This is a genomic window from Pseudomonas sp. FW305-3-2-15-E-TSA4 (assembly GCF_058787295.1).
In genome coordinates this window covers 162,352-180,594 of sequence record NZ_JBYSZP010000009.1, presented here as the reverse complement: position 1 = coordinate 180,594, position 18,243 = coordinate 162,352, and the positions used below count along the sequence as shown (strand labels likewise).

General features: G+C 60.6%; 16 protein-coding genes. 7 read left to right on the top strand and 9 right to left on the bottom strand.

The features are described from left to right. Positions 1-224 precede the first annotated feature (224 nt). The 6 genes from rraA (at position 225) to AC3WMV_RS14540 (ending at position 4,708) form a co-directional block, all read left to right on the top strand. Entirely contained in the window at positions 225-716 is a 492-nt protein-coding gene (gene rraA / locus AC3WMV_RS14565) for a ribonuclease E activity regulator RraA (protein ID WP_098967958.1), read from the top strand. A gap of 22 nt (positions 717-738) precedes the next feature. Next, positions 739-1,734: a zinc transporter ZntB gene (locus AC3WMV_RS14560; RefSeq protein WP_103369344.1), complete on the top strand. Its 996-nt coding sequence runs from the start codon at positions 739-741 to the stop codon at positions 1,732-1,734. A gap of 63 nt (positions 1,735-1,797) precedes the next feature. Then, entirely contained in the window at positions 1,798-2,046 is a 249-nt protein-coding gene (locus AC3WMV_RS14555) for a hypothetical protein (RefSeq protein WP_003223293.1), read from the top strand. A gap of 2 nt (positions 2,047-2,048) precedes the next feature. After that, on the top strand, positions 2,049-2,873 hold the full coding sequence (locus AC3WMV_RS14550; protein ID WP_007916401.1) for a mechanosensitive ion channel family protein: 825 nt from the start codon (positions 2,049-2,051) through the stop codon (positions 2,871-2,873). An 87-nt stretch (positions 2,874-2,960) separates the two neighbouring features. After that, positions 2,961-3,551, top strand: a complete 591-nt coding sequence (gene sigX, locus AC3WMV_RS14545; RefSeq protein ID WP_011333251.1) for an RNA polymerase sigma factor SigX — start codon at positions 2,961-2,963, stop codon at positions 3,549-3,551. A gap of 107 nt (positions 3,552-3,658) precedes the next feature. After that, the gene (locus AC3WMV_RS14540) at positions 3,659-4,708 is read left to right on the top strand and encodes an OmpA family protein (RefSeq protein WP_027613290.1); all 1,050 of its coding nucleotides are present in this window, start codon (positions 3,659-3,661) and stop codon (positions 4,706-4,708) included. 62 nt (positions 4,709-4,770) lie between these two features. On the opposite strand, the gene cobA is transcribed toward AC3WMV_RS14540, so the two are convergent. The 8 genes from cobA to AC3WMV_RS14500 all read right to left on the bottom strand — a co-directional run bounded on the left by cobA (position 4,771) and on the right by AC3WMV_RS14500 (position 16,470). After that, a complete protein-coding gene (gene cobA, locus AC3WMV_RS14535) occupies positions 4,771-5,535 on the bottom strand; it encodes a uroporphyrinogen-III C-methyltransferase (RefSeq protein WP_097087603.1) in 765 nt (254 codons plus the stop codon). Positions 5,536-5,548: 13 nt separating this feature from the next. After that, positions 5,549-8,260 (bottom strand): nitrate reductase, encoded by a 2,712-nt coding sequence (locus tag AC3WMV_RS14530; RefSeq protein ID WP_103369345.1) that lies wholly within the window; start codon positions 8,258-8,260, stop codon positions 5,549-5,551. Then, positions 8,260-8,577: a nitrite reductase small subunit NirD gene (nirD, locus tag AC3WMV_RS14525; protein ID WP_027613287.1), complete on the bottom strand. Its 318-nt coding sequence runs from the start codon at positions 8,575-8,577 to the stop codon at positions 8,260-8,262. The genes AC3WMV_RS14530 and nirD overlap by 1 nt, the downstream gene beginning before the upstream one ends. Further along, the gene (gene nirB, locus AC3WMV_RS14520) at positions 8,574-11,027 is read right to left on the bottom strand and encodes a nitrite reductase large subunit NirB (protein ID WP_103369346.1); all 2,454 of its coding nucleotides are present in this window, start codon (positions 11,025-11,027) and stop codon (positions 8,574-8,576) included. Before nirB ends, nirD begins: the two co-directional genes overlap by 4 nt. A 418-nt stretch (positions 11,028-11,445) precedes the next feature. Next, entirely contained in the window at positions 11,446-13,116 is a 1,671-nt protein-coding gene (locus AC3WMV_RS14515; RefSeq protein WP_103369347.1) for a bifunctional protein-serine/threonine kinase/phosphatase, read from the bottom strand. A gap of 7 nt (positions 13,117-13,123) precedes the next feature. Continuing rightward, positions 13,124-14,335, bottom strand: a complete 1,212-nt coding sequence (locus AC3WMV_RS14510; RefSeq protein WP_027613284.1) for a nitrate/nitrite transporter — start codon at positions 14,333-14,335, stop codon at positions 13,124-13,126. 332 nt (positions 14,336-14,667) lie between these two features. Further along, positions 14,668-15,243, bottom strand: coding sequence for an ANTAR domain-containing response regulator (locus tag AC3WMV_RS14505; protein ID WP_027613283.1), 576 nt, complete (start codon positions 15,241-15,243; stop codon positions 14,668-14,670). A gap of 15 nt (positions 15,244-15,258) precedes the next feature. Further along, entirely contained in the window at positions 15,259-16,470 is a 1,212-nt protein-coding gene (locus tag AC3WMV_RS14500) for a CmpA/NrtA family ABC transporter substrate-binding protein (RefSeq protein ID WP_103368373.1), read from the bottom strand. Between the two features lie 222 nt (positions 16,471-16,692). On the opposite strand from AC3WMV_RS14500, the gene AC3WMV_RS14495 reads away from it, so the two are divergent. Then, on the top strand, positions 16,693-17,712 hold the full coding sequence (locus AC3WMV_RS14495) for a quinone-dependent dihydroorotate dehydrogenase (RefSeq protein ID WP_103368374.1): 1,020 nt from the start codon (positions 16,693-16,695) through the stop codon (positions 17,710-17,712). A gap of 245 nt (positions 17,713-17,957) precedes the next feature. Here the strand turns inward: AC3WMV_RS14495 and rmf are convergent, their stop codons facing one another. Then, positions 17,958-18,173, bottom strand: a complete 216-nt coding sequence (gene rmf / locus AC3WMV_RS14490) for a ribosome modulation factor (RefSeq protein WP_003223300.1) — start codon at positions 18,171-18,173, stop codon at positions 17,958-17,960. Positions 18,174-18,243 lie beyond the last annotated feature (70 nt).

Genomic DNA, 18,243 nt, shown 5'->3' with positions numbered 1-18,243 from the left:
CCGGGGCTCTGAAAAGGGCATTTCGTTCAGGTCGGCTTGCGGCTAAGATATGACGCATTGTGCGGTTCTGGTCATATTTGGTGGCTGTTTAGCTATTACGTTTCAGCGTTTGTTCAGGTTCGTTCAGCGACCATTGCATGAACTAAGGTAAACAGCGACCGCCGGGACTCGTTTCAAAAGAGTGCGACATCCTAGATCGTCTTCCTTTTTACAGGAGTTTTTCGATGAACCATTACCTCACGCCTGACCTGTGCGACGCCTATCCGGAGCTGGTGCAGGTGCTGGAACCGATGTTCAGCAATTTCGGCGGCCGTGATTCCTTCGGCGGCGAAATCGTGACCATCAAATGTTTCGAAGATAACTCGCTGGTCAAAGAGCAAGCCGAACTCAAGGGTAACGGCAAGGTGCTGGTGGTCGATGGTGGCGGTTCGCTGCGGCGCGCGCTGCTGGGCGACATGATCGCCGAGAAGGCCGCGAAAAACGGTTGGGAAGGGATGGTCATCTACGGTTGTATCCGTGACGTCGACGTTATTGCCCAGACCGATCTCGGCGTTCAGGCGTTGGCCAGCCATCCGATGAAAACCGAAAAGCGCGGTATCGGCGATCTCAACGTACCGGTGACTTTCGCCGGCGTGACGTTCCATCCGGGCCACTACATCTATGCGGACAACAACGGCGTGATCGTTTCGCCAAGTCCGCTGCAGATGCCTGAATAAGTTTTTCGACAAAGGGATGCGGATGTTCGAGGAAGAAAACGCGCAGTGGGGGCTGGTGCATGCCCTGGTGCTGGACGGTAAAGGCGGTGCGCGTTCGATTGCCCGGACTGAGCTCGACGATCTGCAACTGCAGGCCCATGAGAGCCTGTGGCTGCATTGGGATCGCAGCCATCCGCAAACCCAGACCTGGCTGCGCAAATCCAGCGGCCTGAATGAATTTGCCTGCGACCTGCTGCTGGAAGAGAACACCCGGCCACGCCTGTTGCCGTTGCCGGATGCCGAACTTCTGCTGTTTCTGCGCGGGGTCAACCTCAACCCCGGCGCCGAGCCGGAAGACATGGTCTCGGTGCGGATTTTCGCGTCGGCGCAACGGGTCATCTCGCTGCGTTTGCGTCCGCTGCGTGCCACCGATGAGCTGCTGGCGCTGCTAAGCGAAGGCGAAGGCCCGAAAACCTCATCTGAACTGATCCTGTATCTGGCGCAATTCCTCACCAACAAGGTGCAGGATCTGGTCACCTGCCTGTCGGAACTGGTCGATGAAGAGGAAGAAAAACTGGATGCCGACGAACGGTATACCCCCGAGCATGGCTCGATTTTGCACATTCGGCGCAGGGCAGCTGGACTGAAGCGTTTCCTGGCACCGCAGCGGGATATTTTCGGACAACTGACCCGGATAAAACTGCCGTGGTTTGTCGACGATGACGCTGACTACTGGAACGAATTGAACAACAGCCTGACGCGCTATCTCGAAGAGCTGGAATTGACCCGAGAGCGCATGGGGCTTGTGCTGGAGGCCGAAGACCGGCGTTTGAACGTGCGCATGAATCGCACGATGTACCGCTTCGGCATCATCACCTGCATCTTTTTGCCGATGAGTTTTCTCACCGGCCTGCTGGGCATCAATGTGGGCGGCATTCCGTTCTCGAGCAGCCCTTATGGTTTCCTGATTGCCTGTCTGACGGTGCTGGCGATGGCCTTCGGTCAATGGTGGTTATTCCGCCGTTTGCGCTGGGTGTGAAGATGCAACATGTGACCCGACCAAATTTGCCCGCGTCTTTCACAGACATCACGAGAGGTGCGTATGCACGATCCGTTTGAACAGTCTTTGCGCGACATGCTCAACGCCTCGCCGTCCAGCCGTGACGACGACGCATGCCTGGGTCGCGTACTCAAAACCGCCAACCGCCAGGTGGGCGCCGGTGATCTGTTCAGCCTGCTGGGCCGCTGGCTGCCCGCGCTGATGATCGCCCTGAATAACGGATCGGCCCACGTCTCGCCGGTTTCCCGTCTTCGTAAAACTACTGCACGCACTGCTGATAAGGCTGATTGAATATGGAACTTGATCTCTGGACTCAGAGCCTCGTCACTGCAATGACTGCGTTGTGGACCAAAGTCGCCAACTTCATCCCGAACCTGTTCGGCGCACTGGTGGTGCTGCTGTTGGGTTTCGTGGTGGCCAAGCTGCTTGATACCTTGCTGTCCAAATTGCTCGCCAAACTGGGCCTTGATCGCCTGATGGGCGGCACCGGTCTGACCAAGTTGATGTCGCGGGCCGGCCTGCAAGTGCCGATCTCAACCTTGATCGGGAAGATTGTTTACTGGTTCGTTCTGCTGATTTTCCTGGTTTCTGCAGCAGAGTCCCTTGGACTTGAGCGAGTTTCAGCTACGCTGGACATGCTGGCGTTGTATTTGCCGAAGGTTTTCGGCGCCGCGCTGGTGTTGCTGGTCGGTGTTTTGCTCGCGCAATTGGCCAACGGCCTGGTGCGCGGAGCGGCAGAAGGCGTAGGGCTGGACTACGCTTCGGGTTTGGGCCGAATCGCCCAGGGGCTGGTGATCATCATCAGTATCTCGGTCGCGATCAGCCAGCTCGAGGTCAAGACTGACCTGCTGAACCATGTGATTGTCATCGTATTGATTACCGTTGGTCTGGCTGTTGCGCTGGCCATGGGTTTGGGAAGCCGGGAAATTGCCGGTCAGATTCTTGCGGGAATCTATGTGCGTGAGTTGTATCAGGTTGGGCAACAAGTGCGTGTTGGCGAGGTCGAAGGCCAGATCGAAGAGATCGGCACGGTTAAAACCACATTGCTGACCGATGAGGGTGAGCTAGTCTCACTCTCCAATCGGATCCTGCTGGAACAGCATGTGAGTAGCCGCTAACCCGGCAAACCCTGCTAATGTATGCCGCCGCAAAATGCCCTGAGAGGGGTGCGGCGGACATTGACCTGACTGTCGGCACGACTTGTTTTGAATAAAGCCCAAACGCTATCCACGCGCTATGACCCCCGTGAGCTCTCTGATGAGGAGTTGGTCGCGCGCTCGCATACCGAGCTGTTTCACGTGACGCGCGCCTATGAAGAGCTGATGCGGCGTTACCAGCGAACATTATTTAACGTTTGTGCGAGATATCTTGGGAACGATCGCGACGCAGACGATGTCTGTCAGGAAGTGATGCTTAAGGTGCTGTACGGCCTGAAGAACTTCGAGGGGAAATCGAAGTTCAAAACCTGGCTCTACAGCATCACGTATAACGAATGCATCACGCAGTATCGGAAGGAACGGCGAAAGCGTCGCTTGATGGACGCCTTGAGTCTGGACCCGCTGGAAGAAGCGTCGGAAGAAAAGGCGCCGAAACCCGAGGAGAAGGGCGGACTCGATCGCTGGCTGGTGTATGTGAACCCGATTGACCGTGAAATTCTGGTGCTACGATTTGTCGCAGAGCTGGAGTTTCAGGAGATCGCAGACATCATGCACATGGGTTTGAGTGCGACAAAAATGCGGTACAAACGTGCTCTAGACAAATTGCGTGAGAAATTTGCAGGCATTGCTGAAACTTAGTTCAGCGCAAATATCTCTTACGTGTAGGCAAGTTCTGATAGACTTGCCGCCGAGTTGTCCCCCGGTTTGCGGGACTGCTTCACAATCACCAGATGGGGATTTAACGGATGAAACTGAAAAACACCTTGGGCTTGGCCATTGGTTCTCTTATTGCCGCTACTTCGTTCGGCGCACTGGCACAAGGCCAAGGCGCAGTTGAAGGCGAGATCAACTACAAGAAGCAGTACAACGACAGCATTGATCATGTCGAAGACGGCTTCAACCCAGGCGCCAAAATCGGTTACTTCCTGACCGACGACGTCTCGATCAACTTCGGCTGGGATCGTAACAACCACACCCGTTCGAACGACGGTACCGGTAGCCAGAAACTGCGCGGTGACAACTTCGGTCTGACCGCTCAGTACCACTTCAACAACGCTGGCGACGCTCTGCGTCCTTACGTTGAAGGTGGTGTCAAGCACGGCAACCTGACCAACGTAGCTGCTGACGGCCACACCGGTCGCGACCAGTCGACTTTCCTGACTGCTGGCGCTGGCGTTAAGTACTACTTCGCTGAAAACTTCTTCGCCCGTGCTGGCGTAGAAGCTGACTACAAACTGGACAATGGCCGTTGGGACTACGCTCCATCGGTTGGTCTGGGTGTGAACTTCGGTGGCGGCGGCAAGCCAGCTGCTGCTCCAGTTCCAGCTCCGGCTGAAGTCTGCTCCGACAGCGACAACGATGGCGTTTGCGACAACGTTGACAAGTGCCCGGACACCCCAGCCAACGTAACTGTTGACGCTGATGGCTGCCCAGCAGTTGCTGAAGTTGTTCGTGTAGAGCTGGACGTGAAGTTCGACTTCGACAAGTCGGTCGTCAAGCCAAACAGCTACGCTGACATCAAGAACCTGGCTGACTTCATGAAGCAGTACCCAGCCACTCACACCACTGTTGAAGGTCACACTGACTCCGTCGGTCCTGACGCTTACAACCAGAAACTGTCCGAGCGTCGTGCAAACGCCGTTAAGCAGGTTCTGACCCAGCAGTACGGTGTTGAGTCGTCCCGCGTTCAGTCGATCGGCTACGGCGAATCCCGCCCAGTTGCTGACAACAAAACTGAAGCTGGCCGTGCTGTTAACCGTCGCGTAGAAGCGCAGGTTGAAGCTCAAGCTAAGTAATTAGCTGCCGCTACGAGAAAAGCCCGGCTCAGGCCGGGCTTTTCTTTGCCTGCGATTTGGCTTTACAGGGCGTACACAGTTCCCATGGGGGAGCTGCCGGAGACTGCGATCCTTTGCTCTGCAATGGCAGCCACTGCGCCGATGACGAGTATGGCCGGGCTCTTGAGCTCAAACCGACAGGCATCGTCACTCATGCTCATCAGATCACTACGGCACTCACGCTGTTCTGGCAGAGAGGCATTCTCGATCATCGCCACCGGCGTATCTGCCGCCATCCCGCCGGCCAATAGCTGATCGCGAATCTCGCCAAGCTTGGCCACCCCCATGTAAATCACCAGTGTCGTCCCACCTCGCGCCAACGCCTGCCAGTTCAATTGACTGTCGTCCTGGGTGTGCGCGGTCACCAGCGTCACCCCGCGCGCCACCCCGCGCAACGTCAGCGGAATATCGCATTGCGTCGCGCCGGCGAGTCCGGCGGTAATACCGTTGACCAACTCGACCTCAATCCCACGTTCGCGTAACCACTGCGCCTCTTCGCCGCCACGACCGAAAATGCACGGGTCACCGCCCTTGAGCCGCACCACGCAGTTGCCTTGGCGCGCATAACGCAACATCAGCCGATGGATGAACGCCTGCGGTGTCGAGCGACAGCCGCCGCGTTTGCCCACGGCAATGATTCGCGCGGTGGGGCAATGCTCCAGCACCGCGGCATTGACCAGATCGTCAATCAACACCACCTGCGCTTCACGCAATGCGCGCACCGCTTTGAGCGTCAGCAGTTCGGGATCACCGGGACCTGCCCCCACCAGCCAGACTTTTGCATTCATGGTGTTTTCCTTATCAGCTGGATACCGGCTGCAGATCGGCCGCCAGCAATCGTTTGATTTCCGGGACGCACGAACCGCATTGCGTGCCGCATCCCAGTTGTTGTTTGAGGCCTAGCAGATCGAGACCCTGGCGAATCCCGGCACACACCGCGCTGTGGCTGACGTTTTGGCAGTTGCACAGGGTTTTTCCCGGATTGGCCTGCAAACCGGCACTGCCCGGCGGCGCACTCATCGGCGCCAGCAGCCAGCGTCGCAGTTGTTCATCGGCGCGGCCCTCCAGCCATAGCCCCTGCAGCCAATGCCGGGCCAGGGTTTCGCCGGCCAGGCGGATCGCGGTGATGCGGCCGTTTTCGATGCGTACCCGTTTGCCGATGGCGCGACGGGGGTCGTCGTAGGCCAGTACCGGCCCGTCGAGCAGCGCCAGACACTGATCGATATCGCGCAGCAGTTGCGGCGCCGGCGCCGTGGCGTTGGCAGCGCGTATCAGCAGCGCGGGCCGTTCACGTCCGGCAAGGCTGAGGCTGACGTAGGAAAACGCCTCACACAGGGGGCGTAGTGTCTCGAAATGCCGTTGAACATCGCCCTCGATGAGTGCGAAGAGCTGCCATGGCAGATTCACCGGTTCCAGACGCACGCCGCTGTGCTTGAGTTCGGGCTGCTTCGACAGCGAGTCGAAGGCCGTTAGGGTCAGGCTGTTTACTCCGCCCTTGAGAAAGCGCTCGCCCCAGTGCATCGGCAAAAAAGCCTGACCCGGACGCACGCCGTCGTCGCTGCCGACAGCCACAATCACCGCACCGCGTCGACTCTTCAGATTGACCAGATCTCCCGGCTGCAAACGATGACGGCGCATTTCGTCCGGATGCAGGCTCAACAGCGCTTCGCTGACATGCCCGAACAATTGCGCTGCGGTGCCGGTGCGGCTCATGCCGTGCCATTGATCGCGCAGACGCCCGGTGATCAGGGTCAGCGGAAACCGTGCATCGCGTTGTTCTTTGGCCGCACGATAAGGATCGGCAACAAACTGCGCACGACCGTTGGCCGTGGGAAAAATCCCGTCGCCATACAAACGCGCGGTGCCTTGTCGGGCGCCGGTGGGGAAGGGCCACTGCTGCGGTCCCAGTTCATCGATCAATTGATGGCTGATGCCCGACAGGTCCAGATCGCGTCCACGGGTCAGTTGCTTGTATTCGTCGAACAACTGCGCCGGATGCTCGAAAGCAAACAGGCTTGGTTGTTGCGGACGCAGACGTTGCTCCAGCCGTTGTGCGAAATCCACGGTGATCGCCCAGTCCGGCCGCGCTTCACCGGGTGGGAGAATGGCCTGGCGCACGTGTGAAATGCGCCGTTCGGAGTTGGTCACCGAACCTTCCTTTTCGCCCCAACTGGCAGCGGGTAACAACAGGTCGGCGAAGGCGGCGGTTTCGGTGGTGCGGAAGGCTTCCTGCAACACCACGAACGGGCAAGCTTGCAGTGCTTCGCGAACCGCGTGTTGATCTGGCATGGACTGCGCGGGGTTGGTGCAGGCAATCCATAGCGCCTTGATCTGGCCGCTGCGCATCCGTTCGAACAGCTCGATGGCGCTCAGGCCGCTGCTTTCAGGCAGTTGATCGACCCCCCAATAGGCTGCCACTTCGGCGCGGTGCTCGGGGTTGGCTGCCTCCCGGTGACCGGGCAGCAAATTGGACAGACTGCCGGTTTCCCGTCCACCCATGGCATTCGGCTGACCGGTCAGTGAGAAAGGTCCCGCGCCTGGACGGCCGATTTGCCCGGTGGCCAGGTGCAGATTGATCAGCGCGCTGTTTTTCGCGCTGCCAGCGGTGGACTGATTCAGGCCCATGCACCACAGCGACAGGAAACTCGGCGCGGTGCCCACCCATTCCGCGCACTGCTGCAATTGCTCGACACTGATCCCGCACAGTTGCGCGACCATTTGCGGGGTGTAATCGCGCACCTGATTTTTCAGTTCAGGCAAACCGTCGGTGTGCGCCTTGATGAAGTCGCGGTCGATCCAGTCTTCCCACAGCAGCAGATGCAAAATCCCATGGAACAGAGCGACATCGGTGCCGGGCAAAATCGCCAGATGCAGGTCCGCCAACTCACAGGTGTCGGTGCGTCGGGGATCGATGACGATGACCTTCATCTGCGGTCGGCGCGATTTTGCCTCTTCAAGGCGTCGGAAAAGAACCGGGTGGGCGTAGGCCATGTTACTGCCGGCGATCATCACGCAATCGCTGAGCTCCAGATCTTCATAGCTGCACGGCGGCGCATCGGCGCCGAGGCTGCGCTTGTAACCGACCACCGCTGACGACATGCACAGTCGGGAATTGCTGTCGATGTTGTTGGTCCCGACCAGCGCTCGCGCCAATTTGTTGAAGGCGTAATAGTCCTCGGTCAGCAACTGTCCGGAGATGTAAAACGCCACGCTGTCCGGGCCGTGTTCGGCGATGGTCTCGACAAAGACCTGGGTCGCGTGATCCAGCGCCGTATTCCAGTCGCAACGGCTGCGGGCCAGGCTTTTGCCCAGACGCAGCTCCGGGTACAGCGCCCGGGCGGCCAGGTCGCCCGTCAGGTGCAGGGTCGAGCCTTTGCTGCACAATTTGCCGAAGTTGGCCGGGTGCGCCGGATCGCCGCTGACGCCGAGAATGCGCTCGCCGTCATGCTCGATCAGCACGCCGCAGCCGACGCCGCAATAACAGCAGGTCGAGGCGGTCGTCTGGCGGTTCATCAGACCGCATCCCGCAGTGCCAGCTGCACGCGGCCGTTTTCGACTCGGGCCGGATGATGGTGCGCGCAGCCGATGTCCGGGGCCTGAGCCTCGCCGGTTTGCAGGTCGATCTGCCAGTTGTGCAGCGGGCAGGCCACACGTTTGCCGTAGATCAAACCCTGTGACAACGGCCCGCCCTTGTGCGGGCAGCGATCGTCGAGGGCGAAAACTTCGTCGTCGCTTGTACGAAAAATCGCGATGTCACCTTTCGGCCCGGCAATGATCCGCGAACCGAGGGCATTGATCTCTTCCAGGGCACAGATATCGAGCCAATTCATGCCGGCACCTCCAGGTTTTTCACGGGGATCACCTCGAATTCTTTCTTCAGTTGCGGCTGCGCCAGACGCTCTTTCCACGGGTCCTGTTCGAACGACAGGGAGAACTGCAGACGCTCGTTCAGGGCCTTGCGCCGCTCCGGATCTTCAAGCACGGCCTGCTTGATGTGCTCCATGCCGACCCGTTGCAGGTAGTGCACGGTGCGTTCGAGGTAAAAGGCTTCTTCGCGATACAGCTGCAGGAACGCGCCGTTGTATTCACGAACTTCCTCGGCGGTTTTCAGCTTGACGAAGAACTCGGCGACTTCGGTCTTGATCCCGCCGTTGCCGCCGATGTACATCTCCCAGCCGGAGTCGACACCGATGATTCCTACGTCCTTGATCCCCGCTTCCGAGCAGTTGCGTGGGCATCCGGAGACAGCGAGTTTCACTTTGTGCGGCGACCACATGTTGAACAGGTCGTGCTCAAGCTCAATGCCCAGTTGTGTCGAGTTCTGCGTGCCGAAGCGGCAGAACTCGCTGCCGACGCAGGTTTTCACGGTGCGAATGGATTTGCCGTAGGCGTGGCCGGAGGGCATGTCGAGGTCTTTCCAGACGCCCGGCAAGTCCTGCTTCTTGATCCCCAGCAGATCGATGCGCTGACCGCCGGTGACCTTGACCATCGGTACGTTGTATTTGTCGGCCACGTCGGCGATGCGCCGCAGTTCCGAAGGGTTGGTCACGCCGCCCCACATCCGTGGCACCACCGAATAGGTGCCGTCCTTCTGAATGTTGGCGTGGGCGCGTTCGTTGATCAGGCGCGATTGCGGATCGTCCCTGGCTTCGCCGGGCCAGGTGGAAATCAGGTAGTAGTTCAGCGCCGGCCGGCAGGTGGCACAGCCGTTCGGGGTGCGCCAGTTGAGGTAGCTCATGGTGTCGGCGATGGTCAGCAGATGCTGTTCGCGGATCGCCTGGCGGATCTGCCCGTGGTTGAGGTCGCTGCAACCGCAGATGGCTTTTTCGCTTTTCGGTTTGACGTCCGCCGCGCCGCCGACGGTGTTGATCAGGATCTGCTCGACCAGCCCGGCGCAGGAGCCGCAGGAACTGGCAGCCTTGGTGTGCTTCTTCACGTCATCGACGCTGAACAGGCCGTGTTCCTGAATCGCCTTGACGATGGTGCCTTTGCACACGCCGTTGCAGCCGCAGACTTCGGCAGTGTCGGCCATGCTCATGGCTTTGTCCTGGCCCTGATGTCCTACGTCGCCGATAGAATTTTCACCAAACATCAGGTGATCGCGGATCTCGCCGATGGCGTGATTCTCACGAATCTGTCGGAAATACCAACCGCCATCTGCCGTATCGCCGTACAGACAGGCGCCGACCAGCACGTCATCCTTGATCACCAGTTTTTTGTACACGCCGCCGATCGGGTCGGAGAGGGTGATGGTTTCGGTGCCTTCGCCGCCCATGAAATCACCGGCGGAAAACAGGTCGATGCCGGTGACTTTCAATTTGGTCGAGGTCACCGAGCCCTGATAGCGGGCGAAACCCAGTTGTGCGAGGTGGTTCGCGCAGACTTTGGCCTGTTCGAACAGCGGTGCCACCAGGCCATAGGCGATGCCGCGATGACTGGCGCACTCGCCGATGGCATAGATGCGCGGATCGTAGGTCTGCAGGGTGTCGTTGACCAGAATCCCGCGATTGCAGGGGATGCCGGCGCGTTCCGCCAGTTCGGTGTTGGGGCGAATACCGGCGGCCATCACCACCAGATCGGCGGGGATGATCTCGCCGTTCTTGAACTGTACCGAGCCGACCCGGCCGTTGCCTGCGTCGTGCAGGGCCTGGGTCTGCTCGCACAAACGAAAGTGCAGGCCACGGGCTTCGAGCGCCGTTTGCAGCAGTTGGCCGCTGGTCTTGTCCAGTTGTCGCTCCAGCAGCCATTCGCCGATGTGCACCACGGTGACGTGCATGCCGCGCAGCATCAGGCCGTTGGCGGCTTCGAGGCCGAGCAGGCCGCCGCCGATGACCACCGCGTGTTTGTGGGTTTTGGCGGTGTCGATCATCGCCTGGGTGTCGGCGATGTCGCGGTAGCCGATCACACCCTGCAAGTCATTGCCCGGAATCGGCAGGATGAACGGCGTCGAGCCGGTGGCGATCAGCAGGCGATCATACTCAGCCTCGGTGCCGTCCTCGGCGATCACCCGGCGTTTAACCCGGTCGATCTGCACCACCTTGCGGTTAAGCAGCAATTTGATGTGGTTTTCCAGGTACCAGTCGAGGTCGTTGAGCACGATCTCTTCGAAGGTCTGCTCACCGGCCAGCACCGGCGACAGCAGGATGCGGTTGTAGTTGGTGTGCGGTTCGGCACCGAAGACCGTGATGTCGTACAGCTCGTTGCTCAACTTGAGCAGTTCTTCCAGGGTGCGAACCCCAGCCATGCCATTGCCGATCATCACCAGTTTGAGTTTTTTCATCAGGTTCTCCGGGGAGCGGTGGCTGGCCTCTTGTGGGCAGTCAGGCCGTGCTCGACAAATGTTGCGCAAACAAAAAAGGCGTCCCGCTAGTTGCCTAGCGAGGACGCCTTTGTCCTGGTCCCGTTCTCTCGGGAAGCGCAGCCTTCGTCGTTGAAGGCTGGGCTTTATGTATGGTGAAACGGGTAATGCAGTGGTTGTGCCAAGTGGGAGAATGGCGTGTTTATTAGGCGCAAGCGTTTATAGACGGGGATTTTTTGCACCGAATCGACGCGGGTTGCTCGTTCGCGGGGCATTCAGGCAGACAGAATTGTTGTGATTGGGCTGGCCTCTTCGCGAGCAGGCTCGCTCCCACAGTGATCGGTGTCGTTCACAAATCCCCTGTGGGAGCGGGCTTGCTCGCGAAGGGCGCGACGCGGTATCAGCGGTTAAACAACACCACCAGCAGCACCAGATTCCCCAGCAAGGCCAGCAATGCTACCGTCCGCCAGACCTTCAACGGCTCACGCTCCAGCAAAGGCCTGGGTCGCGCACTCAAACTGCGCCGCTCACCTTGTTCCAGCACCAGCAACCATTCCTCAGCCGTTTCAAAGCGCTGTTGCGGATCGGCAGCCACGCCACGCTCCAGACTCTGCGCAATCCATTCCGGCACGTCCGGGCGGTAGCGACCTGCACTCACCGGCAGGCCAAATCGCGGCCGCTGGAACGCTTCGACCTCGCCATAGGGAAAATGCCCGGTCAGCAGGAAAAACAGGGTCACGCCCACCGCGTACAGATCCTGTTGCGCACTCGGTGGCTCGCCGCGAAAGGCTTCCGGGGCGATGAAGCTGGGCGTTCCCGGCAGCGTTGACGGGGTGTCTTCGGATAGACCGGGGCAGTACGCCAGACCAAAGTCCAGCAGGCGCAACTCGCCATCGTCACCCAGATGCAGGTTTTCCGGCTTGATGTCGCGGTGCAGAATCTGCCGCCGATGCAGCAGGCCTACCGCCCGCAGCAAGCGCTCGGCAATGTCCTGCCACTGCGCCAGCGGCAATGCAGGGTGGTGTTGAAACAGCTGCGCCAACGTCATCCCGGAATATTCGCGCATCACGTAGTACAAATGCTGACGCTGAGTGCCGCTGTGGACTTCAGGAAAATGCCGCCCGGCGACACGCTTGAGGAACCATTCTTCCGACAGCAAGGCTTGCCCGGCCTGGGGATCATCGGCCAGCCGCGCCGGCAATGTTTTCAACAACCAGCCCCGACCTTGGCCATCCAGCACTCGATACAGTAGCGATTGCTGGCTCTGAGCGACAACGCCCTGCACCTGCCAGCCTTCGAACATCTGCCCGGTTTTCAGCGCTGGCGGTAGCGGCCATTGCTGTAAGTGAATCAGCGCATCGCCGATGTTCGCTTCGCCGAGCGCATCGACCCGCACCAGCAGCGCACTGGCATTATCCTGACTGCCGGCCAGATGCGCGGCGTTGACCAGCGTGCGTACGGCGCTGTCGAGATCCGGTTGATCGCGCAGAATCGCCGCGATTGCGGTATCGCCCAGCGACGACCACACGCCATCGCTGAGCAGCACGAAACATTCGCCCTCGCGTAAGTCACCGTCGAGAAAATCCAGCACCAGATGTTGATCCAGTCCCAGCGCGCGTTTGAGCACGTGCTGCATGCCCGGCTGCTCCCAGACATGGTCCTGCGAAATCCGCTGCAAAGCGTCAGCCTGCCAGCGATAGACCCGGCAATCGCCGACGTGGGCCAGGGTGAAACGCCGACCGCGCAGGACCAGCGCGCTGACCGTGGTCAGCAACGGTTGCCCGCCGCCATTGGCCTGTAACCAGCGATTTTGCGCGAGCAGCAGGCGATCCAGCGCCTGGGCCACGCTCCAGGTTTGCGGCGTGGCGTAGTAGTCCAGCGCCAGTGCTTGCAGGGTCGAGCGTGCGGCCAGGCCGCCGTCGGCGCATTGGCTGACACCGTCGGCGATGGCGACCAGATAGCCTTTGCTGGCGGCCAGCGCCGGGGCGGGCGTCACCAGGCGCATTGCGTCCTGATTTTCCGCGCGCGGGCCGGTGGCGCTGGCCTGGGCAAAGCTCAGTTGCAGGGGCATGGAGGCTTCAGACCCGCGCAGCGGTCACTGCGGCCGAACCCCAGGTGGTTCTCCAGCGACGTTTGACCCCGTGCAGACCGAACCACGCCAACACGCCGAGGCTGGCGAACAACCACAGCGCCAGTTGATAGCTGCCGGTGCTTTGCTTGATCGCGCCCATGCCGGCCGCCAGGGCAAAACCGCCGATGCCGCCGGCCATGCCGATCAGCCCGGTCATCACCCCGATCTCCAGGCGAAAACGTTGCGGCACCAACTGGAACACCGCGCCGTTGCCGGCACCGAGACCGAGCATGGTGCAGACGAACAGCGCCAGTGCGGCGTAGGAGCTGGGCAGGTTGAAACCGACAGCGGCGATGCAGATTGCCGCCACGGTGTACATCGCCAACAAGGTGCGGATGCCACCGAAGCGATCAGCCAACGCACCACCGAGCGGACGCATCAGGCTGCCACCGAACACACAGGCAGCGGTGTAGTAACCGGCGGTCACCGGGCTCAGGCCGTATTGGTCGTTGAAGTAGCCGGGCAGGGCGCTGGCCAGACCGATAAAGCCGCCGAAGGTGACGCTGTAGAAAAACATGAACCACCAACTGTCGCGATCGCCAAGGGCTTTGAAGTAGTCGGCCATGGCTTTGGCCTTGGGCCGCTGCGGGGCGTTTTTTGCCAGCCAGGCGAACAGCACCAGCGTCAGGATCAACGGAATCAGGGCGAAACCGAACACGTTGCTCCAGCCGAACGCCGCAGCCAGTACCGGGGCAATCAGTGCGGCAAACACGGTGCCGGAGTTACCGGCGCCGGCGATACCCATGGCCTTGCCCTGATGCTGCGGCGGATACCACTGCGAGGCCAGCGGCAGGGCCACAGCAAACGAAGCACCGGCCATGCCGAGGAACAGTCCCAGAATCAGCGCCTGTTCATAACTGTGGATGCCGAGTTTCCACGCGCCGAACAGCGCGCAGATCACGATCACCTGACCGATCAGGCCAGCGGTTTTCGGCGACAGACGATCGGCCAGCATGCCCATCACAAAGCGCAGCACCGCGCCGGCGAGAATCGGTGTCGCCACCACCAGACCACGTTGTTGCGTGGTCAGGTGCAGGTCGGCGGCGATCTGCACCGCCAACGGACCGAGCAGGTACCAGACCATGAAGCTCAGGTCGAAATACAGGAACGCTGCGAACAGGGTCGGGGTGTGGCCGGATTTCCAGAAGCTTGAATTCATCGCGCACCTCAGCTGAAAAGAGTCTCGAAAGGAGTCACAGCAGGTGGCGCGCCGCCACGGCCGCACCACCGGCCCCGGGCTGTGGGGCCAAAACGCAAAAACGCCGCTACCTGGTTCGCCGATGTGGGCGAGCGGGGTGAGCGACGTCTTTGTCGTGGGTGGGGCAACCGCCGTTGGTTACCTGTGCGGAATACTTAGCCAGATTTGTGCCAACAGTCCTTGACGGGGGGTGGGGGCGGCGATTCGCGAGCAGGCTCGCTCCCACAGGGGAATGCATTTCCAATGTGGGAGCGAGCCTGCTCGCGAAGAGGGCTTACGGGCTCTGATAGAATTCAGCCAAGCAACTCACTCATGGCAATGATCTGCTCCGCCACCTGAATCAGCTTCTGCTGGCGACTCATGGCCTGGCGGCGCATCAGGGTGTAGGCCTCTTCCTCGTTGCAGTCCTTCATTTTCATCAGCAGCCCTTTGGCCAGTTCAATGCGTTTGCGCTCCGCCAGTTGCTGGTCGCGGGCCAGCAGTTGCGCGCGCAAGGCCTGATCGCTTTCGAAGCGCGCCATGGCCACATCGAGAATCGGCTGCAGGCGCTGGGCGTGAATGCCCTCGACGATGTAGGCACTGACCCCGGACTTGATCGCCTGACGCATCACCCCCGGGTCATGTTCGTCGGTGAACATCACGATCGGCCGGGGCTGGTCGCGGCTGACCAGCACTACTTGCTCCATGACATCGCGGCTCGGCGACTCGGTATCGATCAGGATCACGTCCGGGCGCACTGTTTCGACGCGGGCCGGCAGGTCGATGGTCAGACCGGACTCATCGATGACCTCGAAACCGGCCTCGGTCAGCGCGGCCTTCAGGCGCCCGACTTTTTTCGCGGTGTCGTTGATCAGCAGAATGCGCAGCATGTTGGCGGTCTCCTGTCAGCGGCGGGCGAGAAGGGCAGTGCTGTCGCTCAGGGCGTGCAGCTTGAAACTGCGGGCGTAACCAGCCGGATCGCTGCCGTCCCAGACTTTGCCATCAAGCAACTGGCTGCTGCGCATCTCCTTGCCCCACGCGGCGACCCCGACGGCGGTGGCTGCTTCGCGGTAAATGTCCAGTTGCTGAACCTGGCGGGCCACCGCGAGGTAGTCGGGATCCTCGCGTAACAGGCCCCAACGGCGGAATTGGGTCATGAACCACATGCCGTCGGACAGGTACGGCAGATTCACCTCGCCGTTGCCGTGAAAGCGCAAGGCGTGCGGGTCCTGCCAGCGATTGCCGAGGCCATCGGCGTAATCACCGAGAAAACGCGGTTCGATGCAGGACAGCGGGGCGTCGAGGTATTCCGGGGCGCTCAGCAGCTGCGCGGTGCTGCGGCGGTTTTCCGGGTTTTGCTCGATGAAGCGGCTGGCCTCGAGGATCGCCATCACCAGCGCCCGGGCGGTGTTGGGGTATTGCTCGACGAACGCGCGGGTGCAGCCAAGGACTTTTTCCGGGTGGTCAGGCCAGATGCTCTGGCTGGTAGCGAGGGTGAACCCCAGATCCTGTTGCACGGCGCTGGCCGCCCACGGCTCACCGACGCAGAAGCCATCGATGCGCCCGGCTTGCAGGTGAGCGACCATTTGCGGCGGCGGTACCACTACGCTGTCAACGTCCTGCAATGGATGAATGCCCTGACTCGCCAGCCAGTAATACAGCCACATCGCATGGGTGCCGGTGGGAAAGGTCTGGGCGAAGGTCAGTTTTGCGCGGGTTTGGTGCGCCTGCCGATCGAGTGCTTCAGGACTGGTCACGCCCAGTTGCTGCAAACCGTGAGACAGGTTGAGGCTCTGGCCGTTCTGGTTCAGGCCCATCAGCACCGCCATGTCGCTCGGCGCCACGCCACCGATGCCCAGGTGCACCGCGTAAATCAGCCCGTACAGGCTGTGGGCGACATCCAGTTCACCGCTGACCAGTTTGTCGCGCAAGGTCGCCCAGGACGCCTGGCGCTTGAGGTTGATCGTCAGACCGTAGGGCTGGGCGAAGCCCTGTGTTGCGGCGACGACCACCGAGGCGCAATCGCTCAGGGCCATGAAGCCGAGGTTGATCACGCTTTTTTCCGGAGCATCACTGCCGTTGACCCAGGCCAGCGGCCCGACGGATGAATCACTCATATAAAGCCACCCTCAAAAAAAACGCCGTCCCAGGCTTTGCTAAGGCAAAACCTGCGAACGACGCCATTGTCCGTGCCCGCACGCCGCCATTGGCCTGTGGGCTGATACCCTGAAAGTGCAAGGCATATGCCAGTCAGGCTGATTTACCTGTGTGCCTCGCGCCGGGGGACGTTGCCCGGCTATAATCGCCGCCTCTTTTCGCCGCCCGAGTCATCGCCGCCCATGTACACCCTGGCCCGTCAGCTGTTGTTCAAACTTTCCCCGGAAACCTCCCACGATCTGTCGCTGGATCTGATCGGCGCGGGTGGGCGTTTGGGCCTCAACGGCATGCTGTGCAAGAAACCGGCGAACGTGCCGGTGACGGTCATGGGCCTGGACTTCCCGAACCCGGTGGGTCTGGCGGCCGGTCTCGACAAGAACGGCGCGGCCATCGACGGTTTCTCGCAACTGGGTTTCGGTTTCGTCGAAGTCGGCACCGTGACCCCGCGTCCGCAGCCGGGCAACCCGAAACCACGGATCTTCCGTCTGCCGGAAGCCGAGGCGATCATCAATCGCATGGGCTTCAACAACCTCGGTGTGGATAACCTGCTGGCGCGGGTCGCGGCGGCCAAATACAAGGGCGTGCTGGGGATCAACATCGGCAAGAACTTCGACACTCCGGTCGAGCGCGCGGTGGACGACTATCTGATTTGCCTGGACAAGGTGTATGCCCACGCCAGCTATGTCACGGTCAACGTCAGCTCGCCGAACACCCCGGGCCTGCGCAGTCTGCAGTTCGGTGATTCGCTCAAGCAGTTGCTGGCGGATCTGGCCACGCGCCGCGCCGAACTGGCCCTGCGTCACGGCAAGCACGTACCGCTGGCGATCAAGATCGCTCCGGACATGACCGACGAAGAAACGGCGCAGGTGGCTCAGGCGCTGATCGAAAGCGGGATGGACGCAGTGATTGCCACCAACACCACCCTGAGTCGCGTTGGCGTCGAAGGCATGGAGCACGGTGACGAGGCCGGTGGTCTGTCCGGCGCCCCGGTGCGTGACAAGAGCACGCATACCGTGAAGGTGTTGGCGGCGGAGCTGGGTGGTCGGTTGCCGATCATTGCGGCCGGTGGCATCACCGAAGGCAAGCATGCGGCGCAGAAGATCACGGCGGGGGCGAGCCTGGTGCAGATTTACTCGGGCTTCATCTATAAGGGCCCGGCGCTGATTCGCGAATCGGTAGACGCGATCGCTGCCTTACGCTGATCCCATTGTGGGAGCGAGCCTGCTCGCGAAGGCGTCCGTTCAGCTAACACTTCACTGAATGACACGTCGCTTTCGCGAGCAGGCTCGCTCCCACAGGTTTTGTGTTCCTGCACAAATAAATAGTGTGTCAGGCATAAAAAAGGGCTCCTCGAAGGAGCCCCTGGGCCGTAGCCCGCCGTCCGGGAAGGACGTGCATGGTAAGTCGCTAAAAATTCAGATTGTCGTGTTGCAATAAGTGCCCTGTGTCAGCCGACGGCGTGAAGTTCGTTGAGTCTGTGGATTCCCGCAGTGCCGGTCATACCGTCCCAGTTGTCGCCGCGTCCTTCTCGCCAGCCGTTGATCCAGGCTTGGCGTACCGACGGTAGAGTAAATGGGCAAAGCTCGCGGGATTTGCCACCAACGCCATATTGATATCCGCGCAAAAATGCTCTTTCCAACGGATCACGCTTAAGTCTTCTCATAGGGTGTTTCCCTCACTTGTTGACTGTTTTCGTCGCGTTGACCTCAACCGAGGTCTGGCAGAAAAAAACT

Excerpts from the sequence above, each read along its gene's own strand:
- AC3WMV_RS14560 (WP_103369344.1), top strand. The coding sequence starts at position 739 with ATGTTCGAGGAAGAAAACGCGCAGTGGGGGCTGGTGCATGCCCTGGTG.
- cobA (WP_097087603.1), bottom strand. The coding sequence starts at position 5,535 with ATGAATGCAAAAGTCTGGCTGGTGGGGGCAGGTCCCGGTGATCCCGAA.
- AC3WMV_RS14555 (WP_003223293.1), top strand. The coding sequence starts at position 1,798 with ATGCACGATCCGTTTGAACAGTCTTTGCGCGACATGCTCAACGCCTCG.
- AC3WMV_RS14515 (WP_103369347.1), bottom strand. The coding sequence starts at position 13,116 with ATGCCCCTGCAACTGAGCTTTGCCCAGGCCAGCGCCACCGGCCCGCGC.
- AC3WMV_RS14540 (WP_027613290.1), top strand. The coding sequence starts at position 3,659 with ATGAAACTGAAAAACACCTTGGGCTTGGCCATTGGTTCTCTTATTGCC.
- AC3WMV_RS14505 (WP_027613283.1), bottom strand. The coding sequence starts at position 15,243 with ATGCTGCGCATTCTGCTGATCAACGACACCGCGAAAAAAGTCGGGCGC.
- AC3WMV_RS14550 (WP_007916401.1), top strand. The coding sequence starts at position 2,049 with ATGGAACTTGATCTCTGGACTCAGAGCCTCGTCACTGCAATGACTGCG.
- AC3WMV_RS14500 (WP_103368373.1), bottom strand. The coding sequence starts at position 16,470 with ATGAGTGATTCATCCGTCGGGCCGCTGGCCTGGGTCAACGGCAGTGAT.
- nirD (WP_027613287.1), bottom strand. The coding sequence starts at position 8,577 with ATGAATTGGCTCGATATCTGTGCCCTGGAAGAGATCAATGCCCTCGGT.
- AC3WMV_RS14495 (WP_103368374.1), top strand. The coding sequence starts at position 16,693 with ATGTACACCCTGGCCCGTCAGCTGTTGTTCAAACTTTCCCCGGAAACC.
- AC3WMV_RS14530 (WP_103369345.1), bottom strand. The coding sequence starts at position 8,260 with ATGAACCGCCAGACGACCGCCTCGACCTGCTGTTATTGCGGCGTCGGC.
- nirB (WP_103369346.1), bottom strand. The coding sequence starts at position 11,027 with ATGAAAAAACTCAAACTGGTGATGATCGGCAATGGCATGGCTGGGGTT.
- rmf (WP_003223300.1), bottom strand. The coding sequence starts at position 18,173 with ATGAGAAGACTTAAGCGTGATCCGTTGGAAAGAGCATTTTTGCGCGGA.
- rraA (WP_098967958.1), top strand. The coding sequence starts at position 225 with ATGAACCATTACCTCACGCCTGACCTGTGCGACGCCTATCCGGAGCTG.
- AC3WMV_RS14510 (WP_027613284.1), bottom strand. The coding sequence starts at position 14,335 with ATGAATTCAAGCTTCTGGAAATCCGGCCACACCCCGACCCTGTTCGCA.